A 21,214-nucleotide genomic window follows, 5' to 3' on the forward strand; every position below is an offset into this window, starting at 1 on the left:
GCCCATCGACTGGTTCACCACCAGTGGAAAAGTACAGTATGTACAAGTCCTCTGGAGAGAGAAGAGTTGTGAATATAGAGCGCTGATATCGGCTACTATGCGGTGAAAAACCATTTAAGGGAATGATTCTGCGTTTTGTATCGGGGATCTCCTAGACGATGTGAGAAAAATAAAACCAGACATAATTCCCCAAATCATCCCGGTAAAGGAGCTATCTTCCGGATATCCCATCAATCCAATAGCCATGCTAATTTCACACCACCATCATCGGTATTGAAAGTATTTTACAATAGTGTTCCCTCTCGGGAGCACCGATTCTGAGGGTGGGCGAATCCAGCGTCGCCGATCATGGAGAACAGAACTCTCCAAGCGACTGCGAAAATCATCGTTGCGTCTCGAACGCCTGTGGAGACTGCGCTCCCTACAGGAACCACGTCGGTTCCTGCAAAGCGCGTTCGCCGGATGTCGTCTGGTGGGCTATCAGACGCAATCAGACAACGTCGTGGAAGCAAGAAGCCGGCTGCTCACCGGCGGTTTTGCCGCCGTTCGCGTGGTCCGTGAGACGAAGATCTCACGCTACCCTCAAGGAGCGAGCACGAGCGAGAGGATGGGAGGTCACACGAGTATCGAAACGGCACCGCCACCGACGATAGCGAGTCCACCCAATCCGAAGCAGACGGTCGAAAAGGAGATGCGATCGACGACGCGAACGAGCGCATCGATCATGGCGTATCCGACGACCGCGCTGACGAGGAGCGCTGTCGCCGCTGCGCCAGGACTGATTCCCGGGAGACCACCGGCACCGACAACGGTGAGTGCTGCCCCGCCGAGACTGGCCGGAATCGAAAGGAGAAAGGAAAGCCGAAACGCGTCCGGGGGGTTGTAGCGTCGAAACAGAAGGGCACTGGTCGTCACCCCAGAGCGGGAAATTCCGGGAAGGATAGCAACACCCTGAACGGCACCGACCAGCAGCGAGTCACGTAGTGTCGGGGTCTCGCGAACTCCCATTGAGACGGACTCCGAAGTGTACTGGATACCCCCCGTAAGGAGGAGAAGGACACCGATGATTGTAATGAAGGCACCGCCGGTAAGTTGGCCCGCGAGATCAACGGCAAAGAGATAAAGCGGGATTCCGACGATGCCAGTCATCAGGCATGCAATACCGAGATAGGACGTAATCGCATTGTCCCCGTGGTAGGCGGCGTCGGGACGCCAACCCGAGAGTGAGTGGAACGCCGTTTCGAGATCGTCACGATAATAACTGGCTGCAGAAACCGTCGTCCCGAGCTGGAAGAAGAGTGCGAGTTGGAGCGCCGTATCTGGATCAACGTCCATCAGCGTCAGAACCAACGCCAGATTCCCCTGGCTCGAAACGGGGAGCCACTCGACGATTCCCTGCACGATACCGGCAACGATGGCGACAATGAATTCCCTCATGCTGATCGAGTTCTGAAAGCGTCCGACTGTCCGGCTTGTTCTCGTGCGGATCTATGAGAACAGTGCTATTAGTGGTGCCGATCCGGACTATCGGTATCGGGAGAGCAGTATCGATACGCCATCCAACTCCGACCGACGATAGAGCTACTCGAAATAGAGTAAATATATGAAAAGGCATTTGCATCCACTGTCCTTTGGCTAGGTAAATGGGTGCAGCGTCGATGAATCCGACCCTCGATACTATCGTTCTTGGAGTTGGTGAAGCCGATAGTTCCAGAAGCGAGACGCTCGTTGACGCCGTCGAAGAACTGGCGCGTCCGACCGATGCCCGCGTCATCTTTGTTCATATTTTCGATATGAAGTCCTACAAGGAGACGGTCGAACACGTACTCGATCATGAGACAGGTCGTGTCGATCCGAACGAATTGGCCGACCAAATGTCCGTGGTTCGTGATATGAGAGACCAACTGTCGGACGAAATTCAGCATGAGACCCGGGCTGCAACGCGGAAGAAGGGCGACGGGATCGTCGCGATCGCCGAAGACGTCGACGCCGACCGCGTCGTTGTCGGCGGACACCGACGGTCGCCGTCCAGCAAGGCTATCCTCGGAAGTACGGTCCAGACGGTCCTGCTGAACGCGCCATGTCCCGTTACGTTCGTCCGTGACACCTGAGCTCTCGAGCGAACTGAACTCGTCGGTCGCGACGGTCTCCGGAGGCGATCCGTAACCGAGTTCAGTTCGGGTCGGCCCGTTACCTGAGTCCACCATAATCACTATAGTATATAGATGGAGACTATTCGCGTAAGCCATGGTGCAGGAATTGGTCCCGCTCGCTCGCGAGTTGTCGTTGCCCTACTACGAATCGGCGCTGCCAGCGCACGATCGGTACCACGCGAATCGAGTTCGAACCCTCTCGCTTCGGTTAGCAGACGAGTGTGAGGAACCCGTCGATAGGGCGGTCCTCGCCGCGGCGGCGTGGTTACACGATATCGGTCGCCCACGCGAACGAACGGGCGAAATCGACGATCACGACGAGTGGGCCGCAACGGAGGCGGCGACGCTTCTCGGGTCCGAATCGGTTTCGGCCGAGCGAACCGAGGCGATCACACACTGTATCCGCACCCACAGTATCCGAGCGAGTTCACCGACGCCGGAGACGATCGAAGCGAAACTGCTCTTCGATGCGGACAAGTTGGAGGCGACCGGCGCGCGCGGTCTCGTGCGGTTGGCCTGTATCGTCGGGGAGAGATCGGGGAGAGCGGGCGAAAAATACGCGGTGATCGAGAACGCGTCGGTTTCGGGACTGGAGAGGCCAGATTGTCCGGACGTAACGCTCCTTCGGGAGTGGGCAAGAGAACGGCTGGATAGATTGTACACATCGGCCGGCCGGTCCCTTGGACGGTCCCGCTGGCAGTTTATGACCGAGTTCTTCACGCAGTTCGAGCGCGAGATGGGTATCGAGGGTGAAGCGTAAGGGAAGCCACGAAACCGACCCCGAGGTCACTCGAGAACGTGAACGCTGGTATCGTCGATCGAGAGCGAGACCGTCTCTCCGGTCCGGTACGTTTCGGCGGCATCAGCGTGCAACGCCACCGTTGTTTCGTCGGGGAGCGTTGCCGTCAGTTGCGTTCGATCGCCGAGGTACGTCGCGCTCGACACCTCCGCACTGATCGGCCCCTCGCGCTCGAACTCGAACGCCTCGGGCCGCACCGCGACCGTAACTGTACCGTTCGTCGCGGCCGCGACCTCGAGTTCGGCGAATCCGAGGTCGACGCGGCCGTCTGCGGCAACCCCAGTGAGCAGGGTCGAGTTCCCGATGAAGTTTGCAACGAAGGCGTTTGCGGGGCGGCGGTAGATCGCCGACGGTGTCCCGACCTGTTCGACCGTCCCCGCGTTCAACACGGCGATCCGATCGCACATTGCCATCGCTTCCTCCTGGTCGTGGGTTACGTAGATCGCGGTGACGCCGAGGTCGGCGAGGAGGTCGCGGATTTCCGTTTGAAGCCGTGTCTTGAGCGCTGCGTCGAGCCCGGTCATCGGCTCGTCGAGCAAGAGGACGTGGGGTTCGATCGCGAGTGCTCGAGCAAGCCCGACGCGTTGCTGTTGCCCGCCTGATAGCGTCGTCGGCCGGCGATCAGCCAGTGTGGCAATATCGAGCATCTCAAGCAACGCGCCCGCTCTTTCGCGGCGCTCGCGCTGGGGAACATCGCGCATTTTCAGTCCGAACGCGACGTTTTCGCGAACGGTCATGGTATCGAAGAGCGCGTACGACTGGAACACGAGGCCGACGTGTCGCTCTTCCGGCGGGACGTGTGTTACATCGACGCCGTCGAAGCGAACTCGGCCGCGCGTCGGCGTCTCGAAGCCCGCGATGGTCCGTAGCGTCGTCGTCTTCCCACAGCCCGACGGGCCGACGATCCCGAGGATCTCGCCGTCGCGAATCGTCAGGTCGATGCCGTCGACGGCCAGCTCGTCGCCGTACCGTTTGGTCAGCGACTCGAGCGTGACCTCGCTCATACGGTATCACCGCCGACACGGCCGGGTTCCGAAAACGGTCGGTGAACGGTTCGGTTGAAATATCGGCTACTGGTATTCGTGTGTCTCATTGGTCTCGAATAGTTGTGAATCCTCGATTGCCGATTAGCTGAAGCACGGCGATTGCGGAGACGACGAGCAGGAAGTACACCGAAACTGCCGCCGCCTGCTGCATATACGTCGCATTCGAGGTGTTGCGATAGAGGAAGACCGCAAACGGATCCGGACTACCGCTTACCACCATGAACGTGAAATTGAACTCCGCGGCCGCGAGCGTCCAGGTGATGATACAGCCCGCGAGAATGCCCCGCTTCGCATGTGGAACGATGACCGTGAGAAACGTCCGCGGCCACGAGGCACCGAGCGATCGGGCGCTCTCCTCTAAGCGAACGAGGTCCATCGACTGAAACGAACTCTGCACCGTCAGCACCATGTACGGTGATTTGAGCAAGCAGTAGCCGGCGATCAGGCCCAGGGCGGAGCGGCCGTGGTTCGGATACGTCTGCACGAAGGCGAGTCCGAGAACCACGCCCGGAACGAGCGGTACAATCGCGAGCGTGTTGAGCCAGTCTCGAGCGTAGAACTCGTATCTCGTGAGCGCGTACGCGATCGGAACGCCGATGACGACGTTCAGTATCATCCCGCCGGTCGCGATCACGAGGCTGAACGCGAGCCCCGGAATCACGGCCATTTGATCGTCTCCCAATCCGAGTACGTCGCGCCAATGCTCGAAGGTTACAAATCCTCGCGGAAGGATTCCCGTCGCCGTCTCCGCGAACGAGGAAACGAACGTCACGACGACCGGGACGCTGAGAACGAGGACGACGAGTGTGACGATCCCGAGAACGAGCGGGCGACCGACTCGGGTCGAAAGCGCTGGTCGCGACGGTGTCCACGCTTCGACTGTCGTCTCGACGCTTCCGCCATCAGTCCGCGAGTTCGGCTCGACGCCGACGCCGGATCGCGACCTGCGTTGGGGCTCCGAGTCGTCGCTCATATTAGAGAGTCACCGTGTCGGTCCTGACGAACCGGAGCCCGACGAACGTGAACGCGACGATGAAGACGACGTAGACGAGGCCGATTGCGGCTGCCACGTCGGGTCTGTACGTCCCGACACTGATCTCGCGCTGAATCTGCAGCGTGACGACGTAATGGCTCTGGAGGAGCAACACCGTGCCGAAGATCGCCAGTCCGGAGCGGAACGTAAGGATCGTTGCGGCGGCGATCCCGGGACGGATTTCGGGCAGCGTCACGTGGTAAAACGTCTCCCAACGGCTCGCGCCGAGCGACCGAGCGGCTTCCTCGGCTTGCGTGTTGACCTCGGCATAGGTCCCCCGCAACACCATCGTTGCTCGCGGCACGAGCGAGTAGACATAACCGAGGAACAGCCCCGTAATGGCCGTTGCACTCGCGAGGTCGATCGCGCTCGTTCCGGTGACGGCCGCAATCGCGTTCGTCACCAATCCCTGTCGGCCGAGCATCGCGATGACCAAGATCGCGACGATAATTCCGGGCAGTGCGATCGGAAACGACACCGCAGCGACAACTACACGCTCGAACGGGAGATCGTATTTCTCGAGGGCGTGTGCGACCGCGACGCCGAGGACGACGCTGACGACCGTTGCCAGTCCGACGAACCAGACCGTGTTCCACGCAACCCGCCGGTACGTCGGCTCCGTCAGCAGCGTCCGCCACGCGTCGAGCGACCAGCCCTCGATCCAGATCGCGTCCGCTGCGACGCTCATTCGAACGAGCATCGCCAGCGGAACGAACCCCGCGACGGTCGCGAGCGCGAAAAACGGCAGGCACATGATCGCGATTCGCCGCCGCTCTCGCTCGCGCTCCGTGGTCGGTCTGGCGGTCGTCGACGCGAAAATTGCAACTCGACGCACCGACGCCGCCGTCGATTCGCGGATGGACATACTGCGATCTCACTGGGCCCCCTGCAGCGGCGTTCGATCAACCAGCTCCGCCTGGATATCGTCCTGCTTCGAGACGAGTTCTTCCTGATCGACCGTAAACTGCGCCGCCTCGTAGGCCGACTGCGACGGGAACTCGTCGGGCTGGTCGAGTTCGGCCGCTCGAATCGGCCGAACGTAGGCGTCGAAGAACAGTTCCTGGCAGTCGAGCGTCAACACGTAGTCCATGAACAGCTTCGCCGCCTCGGGGTTGGGGGCGTTGCGAAGCAGCGCGTACCCGTACGGAACGTTCATCGCGCCCGGCTCGCCGTCCGGTCCCGTGAGGATCGCGACGTCGAGTTGGTCCTCGTTGAACTCGACGTTGTTGTACGTCAGGTTCAGGCCGGTATAGTCGTACTCGACGACCGTCGAGATTTCGCCGCTGGTCACCGGCCCTTCGACGTTTCGGCGGAAATCGGCCCCGTGGTCGGCGATCGCCTCGTGGTACTCGATCACCGGGTCGAGATCGTCCAGGTCGCCGCCGTACGCGCTGTTGACCGACAGTGCCGACGCCTGCCCGTTCGCCGTATGTGGCGGCGTGAACGCGAGATCCTTGGCGATATCGGGATGCTTGAGATCATCCCACGTCTCCGGCGGTTCCAACCCCCGCTCCTCGTACACGTCGGTCCGGTAGGTTACCGCGGTCGTCATCTGTCGCGTCGCGGTCACGTGACCGTTGTCGGTCTTGAGATCGTCGGGGACTTGGTCCCAGTTCGCCGGTTTGTAATCCGTCGTCAAGTCGTCATTCATGGCTTCGAGACCGAACGAATACCCGCCGTTGTATGCCGAGTGCGTCGGGTTCTGGGCGTTCGCTCGCATATCGTCGAGCGCTTCGCCGGACGACCCCTGCGCGTCGTAGAGGGAAACGCCGTATTCGTCCTCGAAGGCCTCCATGACGGCGTCCCAGTTCGACCACCCGGTTTGGACGCAGTACAGTTGGAGTTCACCGGGAAACGCGGCCGAATCGACGCTCGTCTCGTACTCACCGTATCCCACCGTGTGTTGCTCCCCGCCGGTATTGCCGAGACTGCTCAGACACCCCGCCATCGCGAGCGAACTCATCGCGACTCCGGTCTGAAGGATCGATCGCCGCGTTGGCCCGTTTGAATCGGACATGGTCCAGTCACTCGCGAGAGAATAGTAACAATTTGCTATGTTCGGAACGGTGACCACAATAGCACGATATATCGATACGGAACGGACAGCGTGGATATTGAGTTCGGCGGAGATGCGTCTGAACTCGGTCGTCACAGCGTTGGTCGCGAGACTCGCGGATCGAACCGCACGTGGTACGTGAACTCGCTACCCGAACTCGCTCGTCGTGAGGCACGTGCGTTCACACGGCCACTGTGGCGTGCTTGCTGAGCAGGTGAGAACTATCGTCTTCTGATCGAGATGAGCGCATTCCTCAAACTGGCCAAGCTAGACATCATCGAGAGATATCCGACTGTAGCGTTCACCCAACTGATTTCGTCACATCCAGCAGTATATGAGCGGTTAAGACGGTTTTCGGGGATGATACGACGAATAGTTGGATATTCAAATTACGGAATGTTTTTATGGCAATTTATTGATCACCAAGTGATGTCACGGAAAGATAGATCCAATGGTGATGAGGAGGGCGAGCCGACGAACAGCGATCACGAGCGGACACTTTTAGGGCGACGGGACTGGCTGAAACTAAGCGGTGCGGCCGTCGGCATCCCGCTGGCAGGGGCGGGGAACACGGCAGCGCAGCCATCCGCTGGTGCGAGCGCAATGCAACGCAAAGACGAGTACCTCAACCTGGCATCGGAGGTCCCACAGCAGGCGATGGACCTCTGGAATCGCCAACCCGATGACTACCAAGCCGCGTTTCCGACGGAAGACGTCACAAGCTACGCAGGACGAAGCGGTGATCTTGCAGACGCTATCGAAACCGCCTCGGAGAACGGAGCGATCGCCAATCTCGGCTCGAATAACGAGTACGAACTCGAATCGATGGCGACCGCTCCCGGAAGTCACTTCGGCGTGATCGGCGATAACTGTACGATCTATTTCAATCGAAACGACACGCCCTGGATGCTACAGCCCAACTGCGACGTGGGCGTGGTCAAGGGCGTAACGTTCGATATCTCCGAACATTCGGACTCCTCCTCGGCAGTCCTGGGAGGCAACTTCAATGAAGAGTTCTGGGCGGAGGACGTCGAACTCGTCGGCGAACGAAACAAGGGCGAGGATGCCGGGCGGATCTACACCTGGCGACCCCACATGACGAACGAAAATGCCGAAGGGCTCGTCGAGAACCTCAGGATGGCAGACGGGGATTACTATTCTGGATCCGGCACCCCACCAGACGGCACGCGAGCGATCGCGGTTTCCGCCGATCCCGGTCACGTAGGCTATCTCGCCTACAAGGACTGTCACATGGAAAACTGGACGAGCAGTGGGTATTATATGAGCTGTAATCCCCACGACGGTCCCGGCGGGGGGGGATCCGGGGAGGCCCTCCTGTGGAACTGCACGGCGATCAATAACCACAGAGGGAACATGCGAATCGGTCTCAACGACAAAATCGTTGGCGGGTACATCGATCTCTCCGATATGCCCGACGGGCTGCAAGGACAGGGGGTCGTCTGTGAATACGCGACCGGCGATGCGAACAACCCGACCGAGATCATCGGCCTTAGATCCGGCGGGAACGACTACGCCCGCGAGGCGGTCGTGTGCAGAAACTTCTACTACAACCGGGGAGACACGGCACACGTTCGATACAAGAAACTCGTCCTCGAGGCGTCCGGAAAGCAGCCACCCGCGAGCATTCGACCCGGGACTAATCCGCCGAATAATTCGGATGCCGAATTATCGGATGGTGTCGAAGCCGAGTTCGAGGACGTGTACCTATACGACGACTATCCGAGCGATCGATACAACGGACTACTCGAGATCCAAAACGATGCGGACGTATTCACCGAGCAGTTCCGCGCGCTCTCGGAAGCGAATCCCGAAGTGAATGTCCACTCCGGTGGGTCGTTCACTTACGGCGGAACGACGTACGGGAGCGGCGAGTACACGGCGGGTCAACTGGGCTTCGATGATCCCCGCACGGACTACGACGGACTCCCCGAGTTCTACTTCGACTACGGCGACGGTGGCGGTGGAGGCTCCGAGTGGTTGGATCTTGGAACGGACGACGACCAGAGCAGCGTGAGCAACGAAAGCGGCGTTCTGTTCTGGTTGAAAGAGGATCTCGGTGCCATCGAGGCACGACTCTCACAGCACTCGGCAGGGCATCAAACCGCATACCTCCGGGATACGAACACGGATATCGTCACGCAAACAGATATCTCGGATTTGAGTCCCGGAGAGACGTTTGTACTCTCGCCGGACGGCGGGATCGAAGGGGCCAGTTCGTACTCAGTCACCGTCGACGCGAACGGCGAGTATTGGGACCGCGGTGAAAACAGTAGTCCGAACTACGACTACGAGAACGGGACGTTCCAGGTGACTGCTGGCGTCTACACGTCCAGCCACTCGACGACCCAAAATGTCCGGTACGCCGTGAGCGAAATCGCCGGTCGAGAGGAGGGAACGGGCTCAAACTGGCTAGACCTCGGGTCGGACAACGACCAGAGTAATCCCGACACTGAAAGCGGCGTGCTGTTCTGGTTGAAAGAGGATATCGACGGCATCGAGGCGCAGATCTCACAGAATACAGCGGAACACCAAACCGCTTACCTTCGAGATAGCGGCGCGAATATCGTTGCCCAGACGGATATCTCGGGATTGAGTTCTGGAGAGACGTTCGTCCTGTCACCCGCTGGCGGAATCGAAGGCTCGAATACGTATTCGGTCACGGTCGACGCCGACGGTGGTCATTGGCTCCGAGGCGAAGACAGCGATCCGAACTACGAGTACGAAAATGAGACGTTCCGCGTAACCGACGGCGTCTACACATCGGGACAGTCGACGACGAAGAACGTTCGCTATGCGGTGAGTGATATCCGAGACAGCTGAGTAGTACTGATTCGAGTTCAGTGAACTGGATTCCGGCGACTCGATTACGCGGGCCTAGTTTGTCCGAGCAAATCGACGACCGGCCCTCCGCGTTCGAGGATCGCTAATTGCGATTGGCACTATGATAGCAGAGCGAAGACACACGTCCGGACAGTAGCAGAGAGGTCCGCGATCAAGCGGTCCCTCTTGCCTGAGATTTCGTATGTATGATCCCACGCCGGAACGAACAACGGAGTCGAAGACTTCGCTTTGCGGCTCGAGACGGGGATCAGCCACCGGGCTCCGAACGGGAGGCATCCAAGCGCAACTCGATCAGCGTCAATTCGTCCGACGGAACTGCGTCGGCGAACGCGCGCTCGACTTCGTCCCACGTCTCGGGACGACGCGCTTCGATGCCGAAGCTCTCGGCAAACGCCACGAAATCGGGGTTGGTGAGCGACGTTCCCGTGTACTCGCCGCGGTGATCGACCTGCTGGGCGGAGATGAGCCCGTAGTCGTCGTCAGTGAAGACGACGATCGTGAACTCGCAGCCGAGTCGGGTCGCGGTCTCGATCTCCGCGGCGTTCATCAGGAAGCCGCCATCGCCGGTCCCCGCGACCACGTTCGTATCGACGGCGAGGTCGGCGGCGAGTGCCCCGGGAACGGCAATTCCCATGCTGGCCAGTCCGTTCGAGATCACGCACGTATTGGGTTCGTAGGTCGGGTAGTTCTGTGCGATCGCGAGTTTGTGGTGGCCCACGTCGGAGATGAGCACGTCCTCGTCGGCCAGCGCCTCACGGAGCAGTGGGAGCGCGTTCGTGACGGTAACGGGATCGGTCGAGTCGGGGGGAGCGGTAACGTCCTCGAGGATTCGGTCGTGGCGATCCGCACACCACAGCGAACAGGCGTCCGCCGAGAGCTGTTCGCCGATCGCTTCGAGCGATGCGCCGACATCCGCGACGATTTCCACGTCGGGATTGTAGTGGCGGTACACCTCGGCGGGTTCGTGGTCGACGTGGACGATCGCCGTCTCGAGATTAGGGTTCCACGCCGCTGGATCGTGTTCGGCGATATCGTAGCCTACGGTGACGACGCAGTCGGCCACCTCGATCGCGCTCGCTGCTTCATCGTCCGACCCGGAATCGAGGGTCAGCAGCGAGGCAGGCTCGCGGTCGGAGATCGCCCCCTTTCCCATGTACGTGGCGACGACCGGGAGACTCAGCCGATCGACGAACGCGCGCAACCGGTCCGACGCGCGAGTTCGTACCGCGCCGTTGCCCGCGAGGAGGATCGGGCGCTCGGCGTTCTCGATCACGTTCGCCGCTCGGACCGCCGATTCGGTATCCGGGTCCGGGCGGCGCACCTGTTGACGTGCGAGGATCGGACTCGCGTCGATCGGCTCACCGGCGACGTCCTCGGGGAACTCGAGGTGGGTTGCCCCTGGCTTCTCGTACTCGGCGAGTTTGAACGCCTTGCGGATCGACTCGGGGACGACCTCGGGCGCGGCAATCTGGGCGTTCCACTCGACGATCGGTTCGAAGATGTCGACCACGTCGAGCGCCTGGTGACTCTCCTTGTGGAGGCGCTCGCGGCCGCCCTGACCGGTGATCGCGACGACCGGGCTCTTGTCGAGTTGGGCGTCAGCGACGCCGGTAACGAGGTTCGTCGCACCGGGTCCGAGCGTCGAGAGACAGACGCCCGCCTCGCCAGTTAGCCGCCCGTGTACATCCGCCATGAACGCCGCTCCCTGTTCGTGACGGGTCGGCACGAACGTGATGGAGGATTCCCGCAACGAAAACAGCAACTCCTCGATTTCCTCGCCCGGCAGCCCGTAAACGTACTCGACGCCCTCCGCTTCGAGGCACGCGACGAGGAGGTCGGCTGCGGTTGGCACGATCGCTCACTCCGAGACAATGGCGTCCGCGGTGTGCTCGTCGTCCCTCGTTCCCATCTCAGTTGCCTCAGCGCCGTCTTCGTCGGTTCTCAGCGTGCTAGTTGTCATTGCCATAGCTTCCACTCCAAGTGCCAAAGATCCACACCCGGCGAATGAACCGTCACATGTGTCTCGGTGAGCAACGCACCTGATACTGGCCCGACCTAGGTGTACAACACGGCGCGCCTCACGCCCCAGCGTGCTATAATAGCTCGAGCAAGCACCACGATACCAGAGGAAACGATATGATCACCTGCCGTTTCGAACTCGATTGGTCGTGGCGGCACATGGAACGAGTTCGTCCAGTCGGGACCAGTGTGCGCCTAGTCGGCAGTCGGCGTTCCTTCTCGAATGACCGTCACTGAGCCGGGTGATCGGCGGACGACCCGTTGCGCGACGCTTCCGAGCAGGAACCGCCGGAACCCGCGTCGGCCGTGGCTGCCGAGGACGATGTGATCGACATCGTGGTCCTCGGCGTCGGTGATGATCGTCTCGGCGACCGTTCCGACCTCGATCGCTGTCGTGATTTCCGCATCGTATTCGGCGGCGATTTCCGTTGCGGCCGCGATAACCTCGTTGGCGGCTTCTTGTGACCGTTCGAAGGCCTTTTCCGCGGAGAAGATGCCGTCGATACCGTCCGAACCGGCCCACTGACGAGGATCGTTCACGTACAGGACGCGGATCGCTGCGTCGTCGTACGTCGAGAGCGCGTGGCGCAGGGCGGCGGTCGCCTGTGGTGAGTCGTCGAACGCGACGAGGATCGTGGATGACATGTGTCTTTCATGGCGAACCAGCGGTAAAGCGTTCTATTCACGACGGGTGAACAGACACGATCCGTGAGAGATGCCACGGCAGGTCTGCAGGCATCACTTCAACGCGACTGCACGACCCGCTCACGTCTCAGACGGACTCGACGATACTGCCAATAACGAGTGCCATCCATAGTAGAATCTGGAAGTCTTTGTAGTGTCGCCCGCCGAAGATTAGCGTGTCTCGTTTTCTCTCGAAGATCTGACGAGAGGTGTGGGTAGACACTTCTGGCGGATATTATAGTTATTCGTATCATCCGCTTTCACCGTGAGCTGGAGCGCATACGCTTCCCAACGCTCGTATTCTGAATGAGAGACAAAGTCGTCAGAATCCGCTTCTGGGCAGTTTTGAGGCACCGACTGTGCACCCCTGAGTGCCCAACGGGGTGTTATATGGCTCTCTATCGCGGGTATGTTGATGATGACCCGTGCTCGTGTTTGGTCCAAAGCGAACCGCTGGGAGGGGCACCGGTATGAGAGCCGAGTGAGGGGGTGCCGATGAGTGAACTCCCGCCGCGGACAACCATCAAGCGATGGCTGGTCACGACCAACCACAAAGATATCGGGATCCTCTACCTTATAACGTCCTTATTCTTGATCGTCGTCGGCGGCGTGCTCGCGATACTATTCCGCATCCAGATGTGGGAATCGGGCGGGATCGGTCTGCTTGATCCAACCCAGTTCAATCAGGCGGTGTCTGTCCACGGGCTCGTGATGATCTTCTGGGTTATCTCCCCCCTCGGCATCGCGTTCGCAAACTACGTCGTCCCGTTGCAGATCGGCACTCAGGACCTTGCGTTTCCACGGTTGAACGCGCTGAGTTACTGGTTTTATTCGTTTTCGGCGCTGCTGCTTCTCCTCTCGTTTTTTCAGGATGCAACGTGGTCCAGCGGCTGGTATATGTACGCGCCGCTCAACGTACCGATTTACAATCCGGCCCAGGAGATGACTGCGGGCGGGACCGCAGCGGTCCTCGCGCTGACGCTGTTCGTTATGTCGGTCACGCTAGGGTCGGTAAACTTCCTGACAACCATTCATCGGTGCCGCGCCGAAGGAATGGGATTGTGGAATATGCCGCTGTTCACGTGGGCGACACTACTGACCGTGTGGATGATGCTGTTCGCCTTTGCGTCGCTGCTCGCTGCACTCTTGCTCTTGATTAGCGACCGTATTTTTCTCACCCAGTACTTCGCGACGAACCAGGGATCGGGGCTATTATGGGCGCATCTATTCTGGTTTTTCGGCCATCCGGAGGTGTATATCGTCTTCTTCCCTGCATTGGGCATCATGCTCGAAACGTTTCAGACGTTCACCGGGCGTCGCCTCGTCGGACGAAAGTGGATCATCATCGCGATGGTGTTGGTGGCCGTCCAGTCCTTCCTAGTCTGGATGCACCACATGTTCCTGACGACGATCAATCTCGAAATCAAGACGTTGTACATGGCGACGAGTATTGGGATCTCGCTCCCGTTCGACCTGATCGTCTTCTCACTCATTTACACCATGATCAAGGGACGAGTTCGGTTTACGACACCGTTCCTGTTTAATCTCGGTGCACTGGTCCTGTTCATCCTCGGAGGGATCACGGGGGTCTTCCTCGGTGCGGTCGTACTCGATTACCAGTTCCGGGGAACCTACTGGGTTGTTGCTCACTTTCACTACGTGATGGTTGCCGGAATTACCGCGCTGATCGGCGGAATCTTCTACTGGTGGCCGAAGATCACCGGAAAGATGTACGACGAAACGTTGGGAAAGCTTAGCTTTGTCGTCTACTTTATCGGCTTTAACGTCCTCTACTTCCCGATGTTTCTCGTGTGGGAGACGCCACGGCGCGTCTTCGAATTTAATACGGCGTTTACGGCCTATCACCGAGTGGCGACCGTGGGGGCATTGATCCTCGGTGCGTCCTATCTCATCATCTTCTACACGCTCGGTAAAAGCCTCCTCACCGGTCCGGATGCGCCCGGCAATCCGTGGACGTTCTCGCGGACTGCAGAATGGGCAACGACCTCGCCGCCGCCACTCGAAAATTGGCCGAACCGACCCAGTTACAGCAGTGGGTCCCTCGAGTTCGTCGACGACACAACGACTACATCGGACGGCGGCACAGTATCGGACGGCGGCGCGGTCGAACAGGCCGACTCGCTCGAGTCGGAGCACGCCGATCACGGAAGCATTTGGCCGTTCGGAATCGGAGCGGGGATGTTCGTGACGTTCCTCGGAGTCTCGGGGCTCACGCCGTGGGTCGTCGATTTCGCCACCGCGCGCGGCGCGGATATTTCCGAAACCGGCTCGCCGGAACTCGTGTATCCGATACTCGTCCTTGTCGGTGTCGTTCTTTTGGGGTATACGCTCTTCGAATACGGACGCGAGCACTTTAACGCGCCCGAGATGGCCATTGCCGAACGATGGCCGGTCGAGGGGATCGGGACGACGAAACTCGGCGTCTGGTTCTTCATCGCGTCGGACGTGCTCGTCTTCGGCGCTGTCATCGGGGCGTACATCTTCTTGCGACTGCACGCCGGCTGGAACGAGTTCGAAACGGTCCCGCCCTCCGCAACTATCGGGCTGCTCAACACCTACATCCTGCTCACCTCGAGCTTTACTGTCGTCCTCGCACTGGAGATGGCCGGGCGAAAAAACGAACGCGGACTATTGGTATCGTTGGGAGCGACGGTACTGCTCGGGCTTACGTTCCTCAGTATCAAGGGGTACGAGTGGGGACAAGAGTTCGCCCACGGGATCTATTGGTTCTCCGAACTCCAGTACTCGATTTACTTCGTGACGACCGGCCTCCACGCGTTCCACGTGATCCTCGGTCTCCTCATCGCGGGGTTCATGATCTACCGTATCGTGACGCTCGGTGCCTATCTCGAGGATCACCGGCCGGTGGAGTACTTCGGCATCTACTGGCACTTCGTCGATATCGTCTGGGTGATCCTCTTCCCGTTATTCTATCTCATGTGAGATTTCGGTCGGATTTGCGAACTGAATCGCAGGTGCACCACACCAAAACGAAACGGAAACGGGTCGGCCGCGAGCCGCGCTCAAACCGGAGTTAGTAGCGACCTCGGGCCGGCCGGGTCGCTCGAATCGGCTCCGGTTTCGGCTTCGGCTCCCCTCATACGGACTGCTGTAAGTCATTTCCGGCGCAACCGCGCCCGTCCTGCGGTTGCGCCGGTAAATCGTTACAACAGACCGTATCACGCACCGGAAGGCAGGTCGTCGATCGAAATGTCACCCTCGATCAGGCGGTCCGGGACGGCGAACGTTTGGGTAACGGCGTCACCGACGAGATCGCCGCCGACGGTCGCACCGCCGGCGAGTTGAACCGTCGCCGCGGTCGCGAATGACACCGGTCCGTCAACGGTCGCCCCGCCGTGGGCCTCGAACGTTTCGAGTTCAGCGCCGCCCGTCACGGTGCCGACGGTCGAGCCGCCGGTCAGTTCGATCCGAGAGGCGGTGTTCTCGACGGCGAGTTCACCGATCGAGCCGGAGCCGGCAACCGTTACGTCACCGATGTCGGCCGCCTCGACGCTGCCGTCGACGGCCGCGTTCCCTCGAACCGTGAGCGTCTCGGCGGAGTCGACGGCCACGGCTTCAGTGGTCCCGCTGCCTCGGAGCGCGATGTCACCGCGAACGTCGCCGCCGACGAGGATCCGATCGACGGTGGCTGCACCGCGAACGACCACATCACCGCCGACATCGCCCGCGATGAGAACGTCGCCGTCGATCCGCGTATCGCCGGCGAGGACGATATCGCCCTCGACGTCGCCGTAGACGACAACGTCATCGTCGACGGCCTCGCTCCGGAACCGAAGCTCGTCGACGTCCTCGCCGCGGTCGTCGGGGATCTCGGAATCGGACGAGTTCGTCGTGAACTCGGTCACGACCGTCTCGTTGGCCGCCACGGTTACTGTCGTCGTCTCGGTTTCGGTGCCGTTGCCGGTGAGCGCGCGGAGATCGTAGGTGCCCGGTTTCACGCCGTCGATCGAGACCGAGCCATCGGCACCGACCAGCCCCGTTCGGTCGGGTCCGAACGCGTCGTCGCCGGTCACGGTCACCCACGTTCCGTCCGGAAGCGGTTCGCCGGTGTCGTCCGTGACGAGCGCATCGATTGCGCCCGTCGCCGCCGACTCGACTTCGAACGTCGCTTCGGCCTCGCTCTCGCGAGCCGCGATATCCACGCGTTCGGTCACCGTCGCGCCGTCTTTCGCCGTCACGGTGACGGTATACGTTCCCGGTTCGGGAACGGGTACCGAAGCGGTGCCCGCGGCGTCGGTCGTCGCGAGTTCAACCGCGTCGGTCGGGCCGTCGAGTTCGGCGACGACGGTCGTCTCCGCGAGTGCGCCACCGCCATCGTCGTCGAGGACCGTTGCGGCGAGGACGGGATCCGCATCGGCGGACGATCCGACGGGTGTCGGGTCCGCGGCGTCGTCGGGCGCAGGTGAACTCGTGTCGGTAGCGAGAACTGCCGGAGCGACGGGTGCGACGGCGATCGTTCCGGCGATCACGACGAGGAGGGCCGCGAGCGTCCAGCGGCGTTGCGCGCTCATGGTGCGATCACCCGACGTTCCCGTTCCCACGCAAGTACGGCAGCGTCGAGCGTCTCGCGGTCGATGCGGCCGGCGGACCAGTCCTCGATAGCCCCGTCGACTGCGGGGCGAATGATGAATCCCTCGTCATTGGCGAGCAATTCGAGATACGCCCGCTGTTGGGGATCGAGATGGCCGAAGGCGTCGTCGCCGACCGGCGAGAACAGCGGGTACGAGCGATCGAACGTGCTCGTCACCGGCAGTGCCCCCTCGCCGGCGAGATTGTTCACGGTGTCGACGATTCGGTCGTCGTTGAGTCGGAGGTCGGAGCCGAGGCCGGCGGCGACGGCGTCAAGGTTTGCGCGGTGGTCGGCGCTCGCCGCCGTCGAGCCGACGAGGATCACCGCACCGCCGTCGTCGCGGAACTCGCGGAGTGCGCCGAGTTCAGCCTCGGTGTAGGCCCGTCCCGGTGCGGTAATGAACACGGCGGTCGGCTTGTCCGCCTCGGGAAGGGTGGTCGCAACATCGTTGAACTGCCTGAGCCGACTATCGATGCCTTCGACGAAGCGGAGGAAGTACTGCATCCGCTCCAGCGAGAGCGAGCCAGACACGTCGAACTGGGCGTGTCCGCCCTCGACGAGGAAGTCGCCGTCGTTGTGCGAAAGGTATCGCGCGAGGTTCGTGACCAGCGGGAAGTTGCCGTAGCCACCGGTGTCGATCGGGAATCCCTCCAGTTCCTCGTAGGCCTCGTTGAACAGCAGTCCACCGACCATCGCGATGCGATTGTCGTGATCGACCCCGATCAGGGGCACGTCGTCGTACGCGTCGACGCTGCCGCCGGAAAGCGGTTCCTGATCGGCATCCGGACCGGCTGCGACGGGAATGCGGTCGGCCGCGAGCGGCCCGGAGTCGGTCGTGATGCTGGATGCTCGGGGGACGTACACCTCCTCGACGGGATCGTTGCGGTGCTCGGGGACCGCGTCGAAGTCGGCCGCGGACCAGACGCCGCGCCCGTCGGCAAGCGCGGCCTCCTCGACGGCCGCGAACTCGTCGTGGCGGCCGAATCCGGACGAGTAGACGCGGGCGTATCCCTCCGCGACCATCTGCCGGTTGTACTCGACCGAGTACTCGCCCGTCCCGGGATCAGCGTCGAAATCGTCCGGGTCGTAGTGCATGTACCCGAGCAGCCGTCCGTAGTTACCCCGAATCGGCTCGACGTCGTCGAAGGTGAGCTTGATCCGCCGTCCCTCGACATCGGTGTCGCCCGTGTCAGTGCCGTCGGGCGTCATCACGTCGAGGGCGAACGCGGTCGCGTTCTCACCCCATTCGTTCAGGTGCGCCATGTCTTCGACGCCGAACCACTCGTGGATTTCGTTGGAAACATCGCCCGTCTCGGCCGTATCGAACCCGAGGTGACGGACCACGTCCCGGTAGTCGTACTCGCTGTCGAACTCCACCTCGACGGTGTCGCCGTCGAACACGCGCACGACGCGACCGTAGTACTCCTCGCCCGGATCGAACTCGATGCCGATCGACTCCTCGCGCTCCGCGAAGTAGTCGAACGCGGTGTTGAGATTCGTCGTCGTGATGTCGAACTCGCCGTCGCCGTCGTTCACCTGGTCCGAGTTGAACCGGAAATCGAGGTCGAGCGCGTCCGCGATGGCGTTCAGGTTTGCCGTTTCGTCGAAGCCGGTCTCGGAATTGCCCTGGCCGCCGAAGTCGGACTCGTCGAACAAGAAGAGCGCGCCGCCGTCAGCGACGAACGCCTCGAGTTCATCGAGTTCGGACTGGGAAAACGCGGTCGACGGCGAGGAGACGACCAGTCCGTCCGCCTCGTCGAGACCGGGTACGCCCACGCCGTCAAACACGTCGAACCCCTCGTTGAAGTTCGCGGTCGTGGGAACGAACGCGGCACCATCGTTGTGCGTCTCGTCCTCGACCTGGTCGGCGTTGAACCGGAAGGCGACATCGAGTTCTGCGGCGATGGTGTTGAGCGTCGCCGTCTCCTCGTTGGTGAACTCCGATTCGTCCAAGAGGAATACTGCGCCGCCACCGGCGACGTGAGCCGAGAGCGCGTCGAGTTCAGGTTCGGTGTATTCCTCGCCGGGCGAGGGAACGACGACTGCATCGGCGGCGTCGATGATCGCGCCGTCCGCCGATCCGTCGAAGAAATCGAACGCGTCGTTGACGTTCGTCGTCCGGAGAACGAACGGGGCCCAATCGCTGTGTTCTTCGTCGACGACCTGGTCCGAATTGAACCGAAAGTCGAGGTCGAGCGCCGCCGCGAGGTCGTTCAGGGGTTCGGTCGCGTGACCGTCGTAATCGGCCTCGTCGTGGATGAATACGGCACCGCCGTCGGCGACGAACGCCTCGAGTGCGTCGCGTTCGGCCGCCGAAAACGCCTCCCCGGGCGTCGTGATCATCACGAGGTCCGCATCGTCGAGGTCGGCCGCGAGGTCGTCGGTCGCACCCACGTCGAAGCCGCGGTTCGACGCGAGCGCCTCGAGTTCGGCGTAGTCGTCGAGCGCCAGCGCCTGCCCGTGACTCTCGTCGTAGTAGACGGTCCCCGGCCCGTCGAGTCGATCCTCCCAGGCGGTCACGAGGAACTCGCGGGTGGCGTCGACGTCGCTCTCGTCGGTGGCGAGGGGCGCACCGATACCGACAACGGTCCCGTCGACCGCAACCAGCGGAATGTCCGCATCGATGCCGGCGTAGCTGACGAATCCGTCGTCGTTCTCGTCGACGTTCTCCGCGGTCGACTCGGCCCGGACGGCGACGAGCGAGTCGTCGGTGAGCGGCTCACCGTCCGCATCGAGCAGGCTCGCCGTCGAGAAGAACTCGAGTTCGTCGATCCCGTCCCCGCCGTCGCTTCCGAGCAAGTCCTCAGTCGCCTCGAAGTCATAGCCATCGTCCTCGACGGCGGCCGCGAACTCGCCGAACGTCGAGGAATCGTAGTAGCTGTCGTGGGCGTCGTCCCACAGGATCGTGCCGCTCTCGCCAATCGTCTCGGACAGCAAGTTGCGCACGAACTGCTCGTTGGACTCGGTGAGATCACCGTCCTGGAGCAGTTCCGGCGTCCCGAATCCGACGACGGTCTCATCTCGGGAGACGAGCGGAATCGCTTCGTCCTCCCCGTAGAGGTACGATGCCGAATCGCCCGCGTCGTCGACGTTCTCCGCGGTCGGCTCCGCCCAGACGAGCACGTGAGCGGGATCGGTGAGCGGACCGCCGCCCGCTGCGACCTGACTCGCCGTCGAGGGAAACAGCAGTTGCGCGCCGCCCAGGATATCGGTCGTCGAGCGCAACTCGTAGCCCGCGTTTGCGGCGTACTGCTCGAAGGAGTGGTAGTACTCGAGGGCGAGTTCGTGAAACTGGTCGTGGCCCTCATCCCACAGGACCGTCCCCTTGCCGCCGGTTTTGGCGTCGAAGAGATTGAGCATGAACTCCTCGTTCCCCACGTCGAAGCCACCCTGATCGTCGCTGACGAACTCGACTGTGCCGAGTCCGACGACGGAGCCGTCTTCCGAGACGAGCGGAATATCGTTGGACTCGTAGACGACCGTCTCCGGGCCATCATCCGTCGTCTCGAAGTTGTACGCGGTGGGCTCCGCCCAGACGACGACGGTCTCGTCGTCGCTGAGTTCGCTCTCGCCGTCCGGTGCGATCTGACTCGCTGTGGAGTAAAACGACAGCGCCTCGATACCCGGTTCGGCGGCCGCCCCGACAGCAGGCCGAGTGCCGATCCCGGCGAGGGCCGTGCCAACCGCCGTTCCAGTTACCGCCATGAAGTTGCGACGCCCGATCGTGGACCGTCGCTCCGTGGGGTTTTCTCCCATGACAAGTGACGACTATTTCCAGTAGTTAAGTGTATATATTACTACTATGTACCGCTCGCCAGAGAACAGGTCACAGATGGACTACAGTTTCACAGCGTGCGACTTCGCTCCGATAGTGACCGGCCAGCTGAACTCGGAAGGATCCCGGTCGTCAGTCACAGTCGCCAGCACATCACGAGAACGCACAAAACAGC

Annotated in this window: 13 protein-coding genes; 4 read left to right on the forward strand and 9 right to left on the reverse strand. The window is 61.3% G+C overall.

Annotated features, from left to right (window positions below):
- Nucleotides 1-615: 615 nt before the first annotated feature.
- Entirely contained in the window at nucleotides 616-1,437 is an 822-nt protein-coding gene (locus tag C484_RS01690) for an undecaprenyl-diphosphate phosphatase (RefSeq protein ID WP_006824250.1), read from the reverse strand.
- A gap of 206 nt (nucleotides 1,438-1,643) precedes the next feature.
- Between C484_RS01690 and C484_RS01695 the strand changes: the two genes are divergently transcribed.
- Complete coding sequence (locus C484_RS01695; RefSeq protein ID WP_006824251.1) at nucleotides 1,644-2,111, forward strand: universal stress protein; 468 nt, start codon at nucleotides 1,644-1,646, stop codon at nucleotides 2,109-2,111.
- Between the two features lie 136 nt (nucleotides 2,112-2,247).
- The gene (locus C484_RS01700; RefSeq protein ID WP_006824252.1) at nucleotides 2,248-2,913 is read left to right on the forward strand and encodes an HD domain-containing protein; all 666 of its coding nucleotides are present in this window, start codon (nucleotides 2,248-2,250) and stop codon (nucleotides 2,911-2,913) included.
- 26 nt (nucleotides 2,914-2,939) lie between these two features.
- Here the strand turns inward: C484_RS01700 and C484_RS01705 are convergent, their stop codons facing one another.
- From C484_RS01705 to C484_RS01720, 4 genes are all read right to left on the reverse strand, one after another.
- Entirely contained in the window at nucleotides 2,940-3,956 is a 1,017-nt protein-coding gene (locus tag C484_RS01705; protein WP_006824253.1) for an ABC transporter ATP-binding protein, read from the reverse strand.
- An 85-nt stretch (nucleotides 3,957-4,041) separates the two neighbouring features.
- On the reverse strand, nucleotides 4,042-4,971 hold the full coding sequence (locus C484_RS01710) for an ABC transporter permease (protein ID WP_006824254.1): 930 nt from the start codon (nucleotides 4,969-4,971) through the stop codon (nucleotides 4,042-4,044).
- Nucleotide 4,972: 1 nt separating this feature from the next.
- A complete protein-coding gene (locus C484_RS01715; protein ID WP_006824255.1) occupies nucleotides 4,973-5,896 on the reverse strand; it encodes an ABC transporter permease in 924 nt (307 codons plus the stop codon).
- A gap of 9 nt (nucleotides 5,897-5,905) precedes the next feature.
- Entirely contained in the window at nucleotides 5,906-7,048 is a 1,143-nt protein-coding gene (locus tag C484_RS01720) for an extracellular solute-binding protein (RefSeq protein WP_006824256.1), read from the reverse strand.
- Nucleotides 7,049-7,516: 468 nt separating this feature from the next.
- Between C484_RS01720 and C484_RS01725 the strand changes: the two genes are divergently transcribed.
- A complete protein-coding gene (locus tag C484_RS01725; protein ID WP_152422645.1) occupies nucleotides 7,517-9,928 on the forward strand; it encodes a hypothetical protein in 2,412 nt (803 codons plus the stop codon).
- Between the two features lie 268 nt (nucleotides 9,929-10,196).
- Here the strand turns inward: C484_RS01725 and C484_RS01730 are convergent, their stop codons facing one another.
- Nucleotides 10,197-11,801 carry an acetolactate synthase large subunit gene (locus C484_RS01730; RefSeq protein WP_006824258.1) on the reverse strand — a complete coding sequence of 535 codons (1,605 nt, stop codon included), beginning with the start codon at nucleotides 11,799-11,801 and terminating at the stop codon, nucleotides 10,197-10,199.
- 362 nt (nucleotides 11,802-12,163) lie between these two features.
- A complete protein-coding gene (locus C484_RS01735) occupies nucleotides 12,164-12,613 on the reverse strand; it encodes a universal stress protein (RefSeq protein WP_006824259.1) in 450 nt (149 codons plus the stop codon).
- A gap of 534 nt (nucleotides 12,614-13,147) precedes the next feature.
- On the opposite strand from C484_RS01735, the gene C484_RS01740 reads away from it, so the two are divergent.
- Nucleotides 13,148-15,616, forward strand: a complete 2,469-nt coding sequence (locus C484_RS01740; RefSeq protein WP_006824260.1) for a cbb3-type cytochrome c oxidase subunit I — start codon at nucleotides 13,148-13,150, stop codon at nucleotides 15,614-15,616.
- Between the two features lie 236 nt (nucleotides 15,617-15,852).
- Here C484_RS01740 and C484_RS01745 read toward each other — a convergent pair whose 3' ends face one another.
- Both C484_RS01745 and C484_RS01750 read right to left on the reverse strand, forming a co-directional pair.
- Nucleotides 15,853-17,205: a polymer-forming cytoskeletal protein gene (locus C484_RS01745; RefSeq protein WP_006824261.1), complete on the reverse strand. Its 1,353-nt coding sequence runs from the start codon at nucleotides 17,203-17,205 to the stop codon at nucleotides 15,853-15,855.
- Nucleotides 17,202-21,020, reverse strand: coding sequence for a thermonuclease family protein (locus C484_RS01750; RefSeq protein WP_239640901.1), 3,819 nt, complete (start codon nucleotides 21,018-21,020; stop codon nucleotides 17,202-17,204). Before C484_RS01750 ends, C484_RS01745 begins: the two co-directional genes overlap by 4 nt.
- Nucleotides 21,021-21,214: the final 194 nt, after the last annotated feature.

It is taken from the genome of Natrialba taiwanensis DSM 12281 (assembly GCF_000337595.1).
Taxonomy (GTDB): Archaea; Halobacteriota; Halobacteria; order Halobacteriales; family Natrialbaceae; genus Natrialba; species Natrialba taiwanensis.

Coding starts and splice junctions, on each gene's coding strand:
- C484_RS01735 (WP_006824259.1), bottom strand. CDS start 12,613: ATGTCATCCACGATCCTCGTCGCGTTCGACGACTCACCACAGGCGACC.
- C484_RS01720 (WP_006824256.1), bottom strand. CDS start 7,048: ATGTCCGATTCAAACGGGCCAACGCGGCGATCGATCCTTCAGACCGGA.
- C484_RS01690 (WP_006824250.1), bottom strand. CDS start 1,437: ATGAGGGAATTCATTGTCGCCATCGTTGCCGGTATCGTGCAGGGAATC.
- C484_RS01715 (WP_006824255.1), bottom strand. CDS start 5,896: ATGTCCATCCGCGAATCGACGGCGGCGTCGGTGCGTCGAGTTGCAATT.
- C484_RS01710 (WP_006824254.1), bottom strand. CDS start 4,971: ATGAGCGACGACTCGGAGCCCCAACGCAGGTCGCGATCCGGCGTCGGC.
- C484_RS01725 (WP_152422645.1), top strand. CDS start 7,517: ATGTCACGGAAAGATAGATCCAATGGTGATGAGGAGGGCGAGCCGACG.
- C484_RS01745 (WP_006824261.1), bottom strand. CDS start 17,205: ATGAGCGCGCAACGCCGCTGGACGCTCGCGGCCCTCCTCGTCGTGATC.
- C484_RS01700 (WP_006824252.1), top strand. CDS start 2,248: ATGGTGCAGGAATTGGTCCCGCTCGCTCGCGAGTTGTCGTTGCCCTAC.
- C484_RS01705 (WP_006824253.1), bottom strand. CDS start 3,956: ATGAGCGAGGTCACGCTCGAGTCGCTGACCAAACGGTACGGCGACGAG.
- C484_RS01740 (WP_006824260.1), top strand. CDS start 13,148: ATGAGTGAACTCCCGCCGCGGACAACCATCAAGCGATGGCTGGTCACG.
- C484_RS01750 (WP_239640901.1), bottom strand. CDS start 21,020: ATGGGAGAAAACCCCACGGAGCGACGGTCCACGATCGGGCGTCGCAAC.
- C484_RS01695 (WP_006824251.1), top strand. CDS start 1,644: ATGGGTGCAGCGTCGATGAATCCGACCCTCGATACTATCGTTCTTGGA.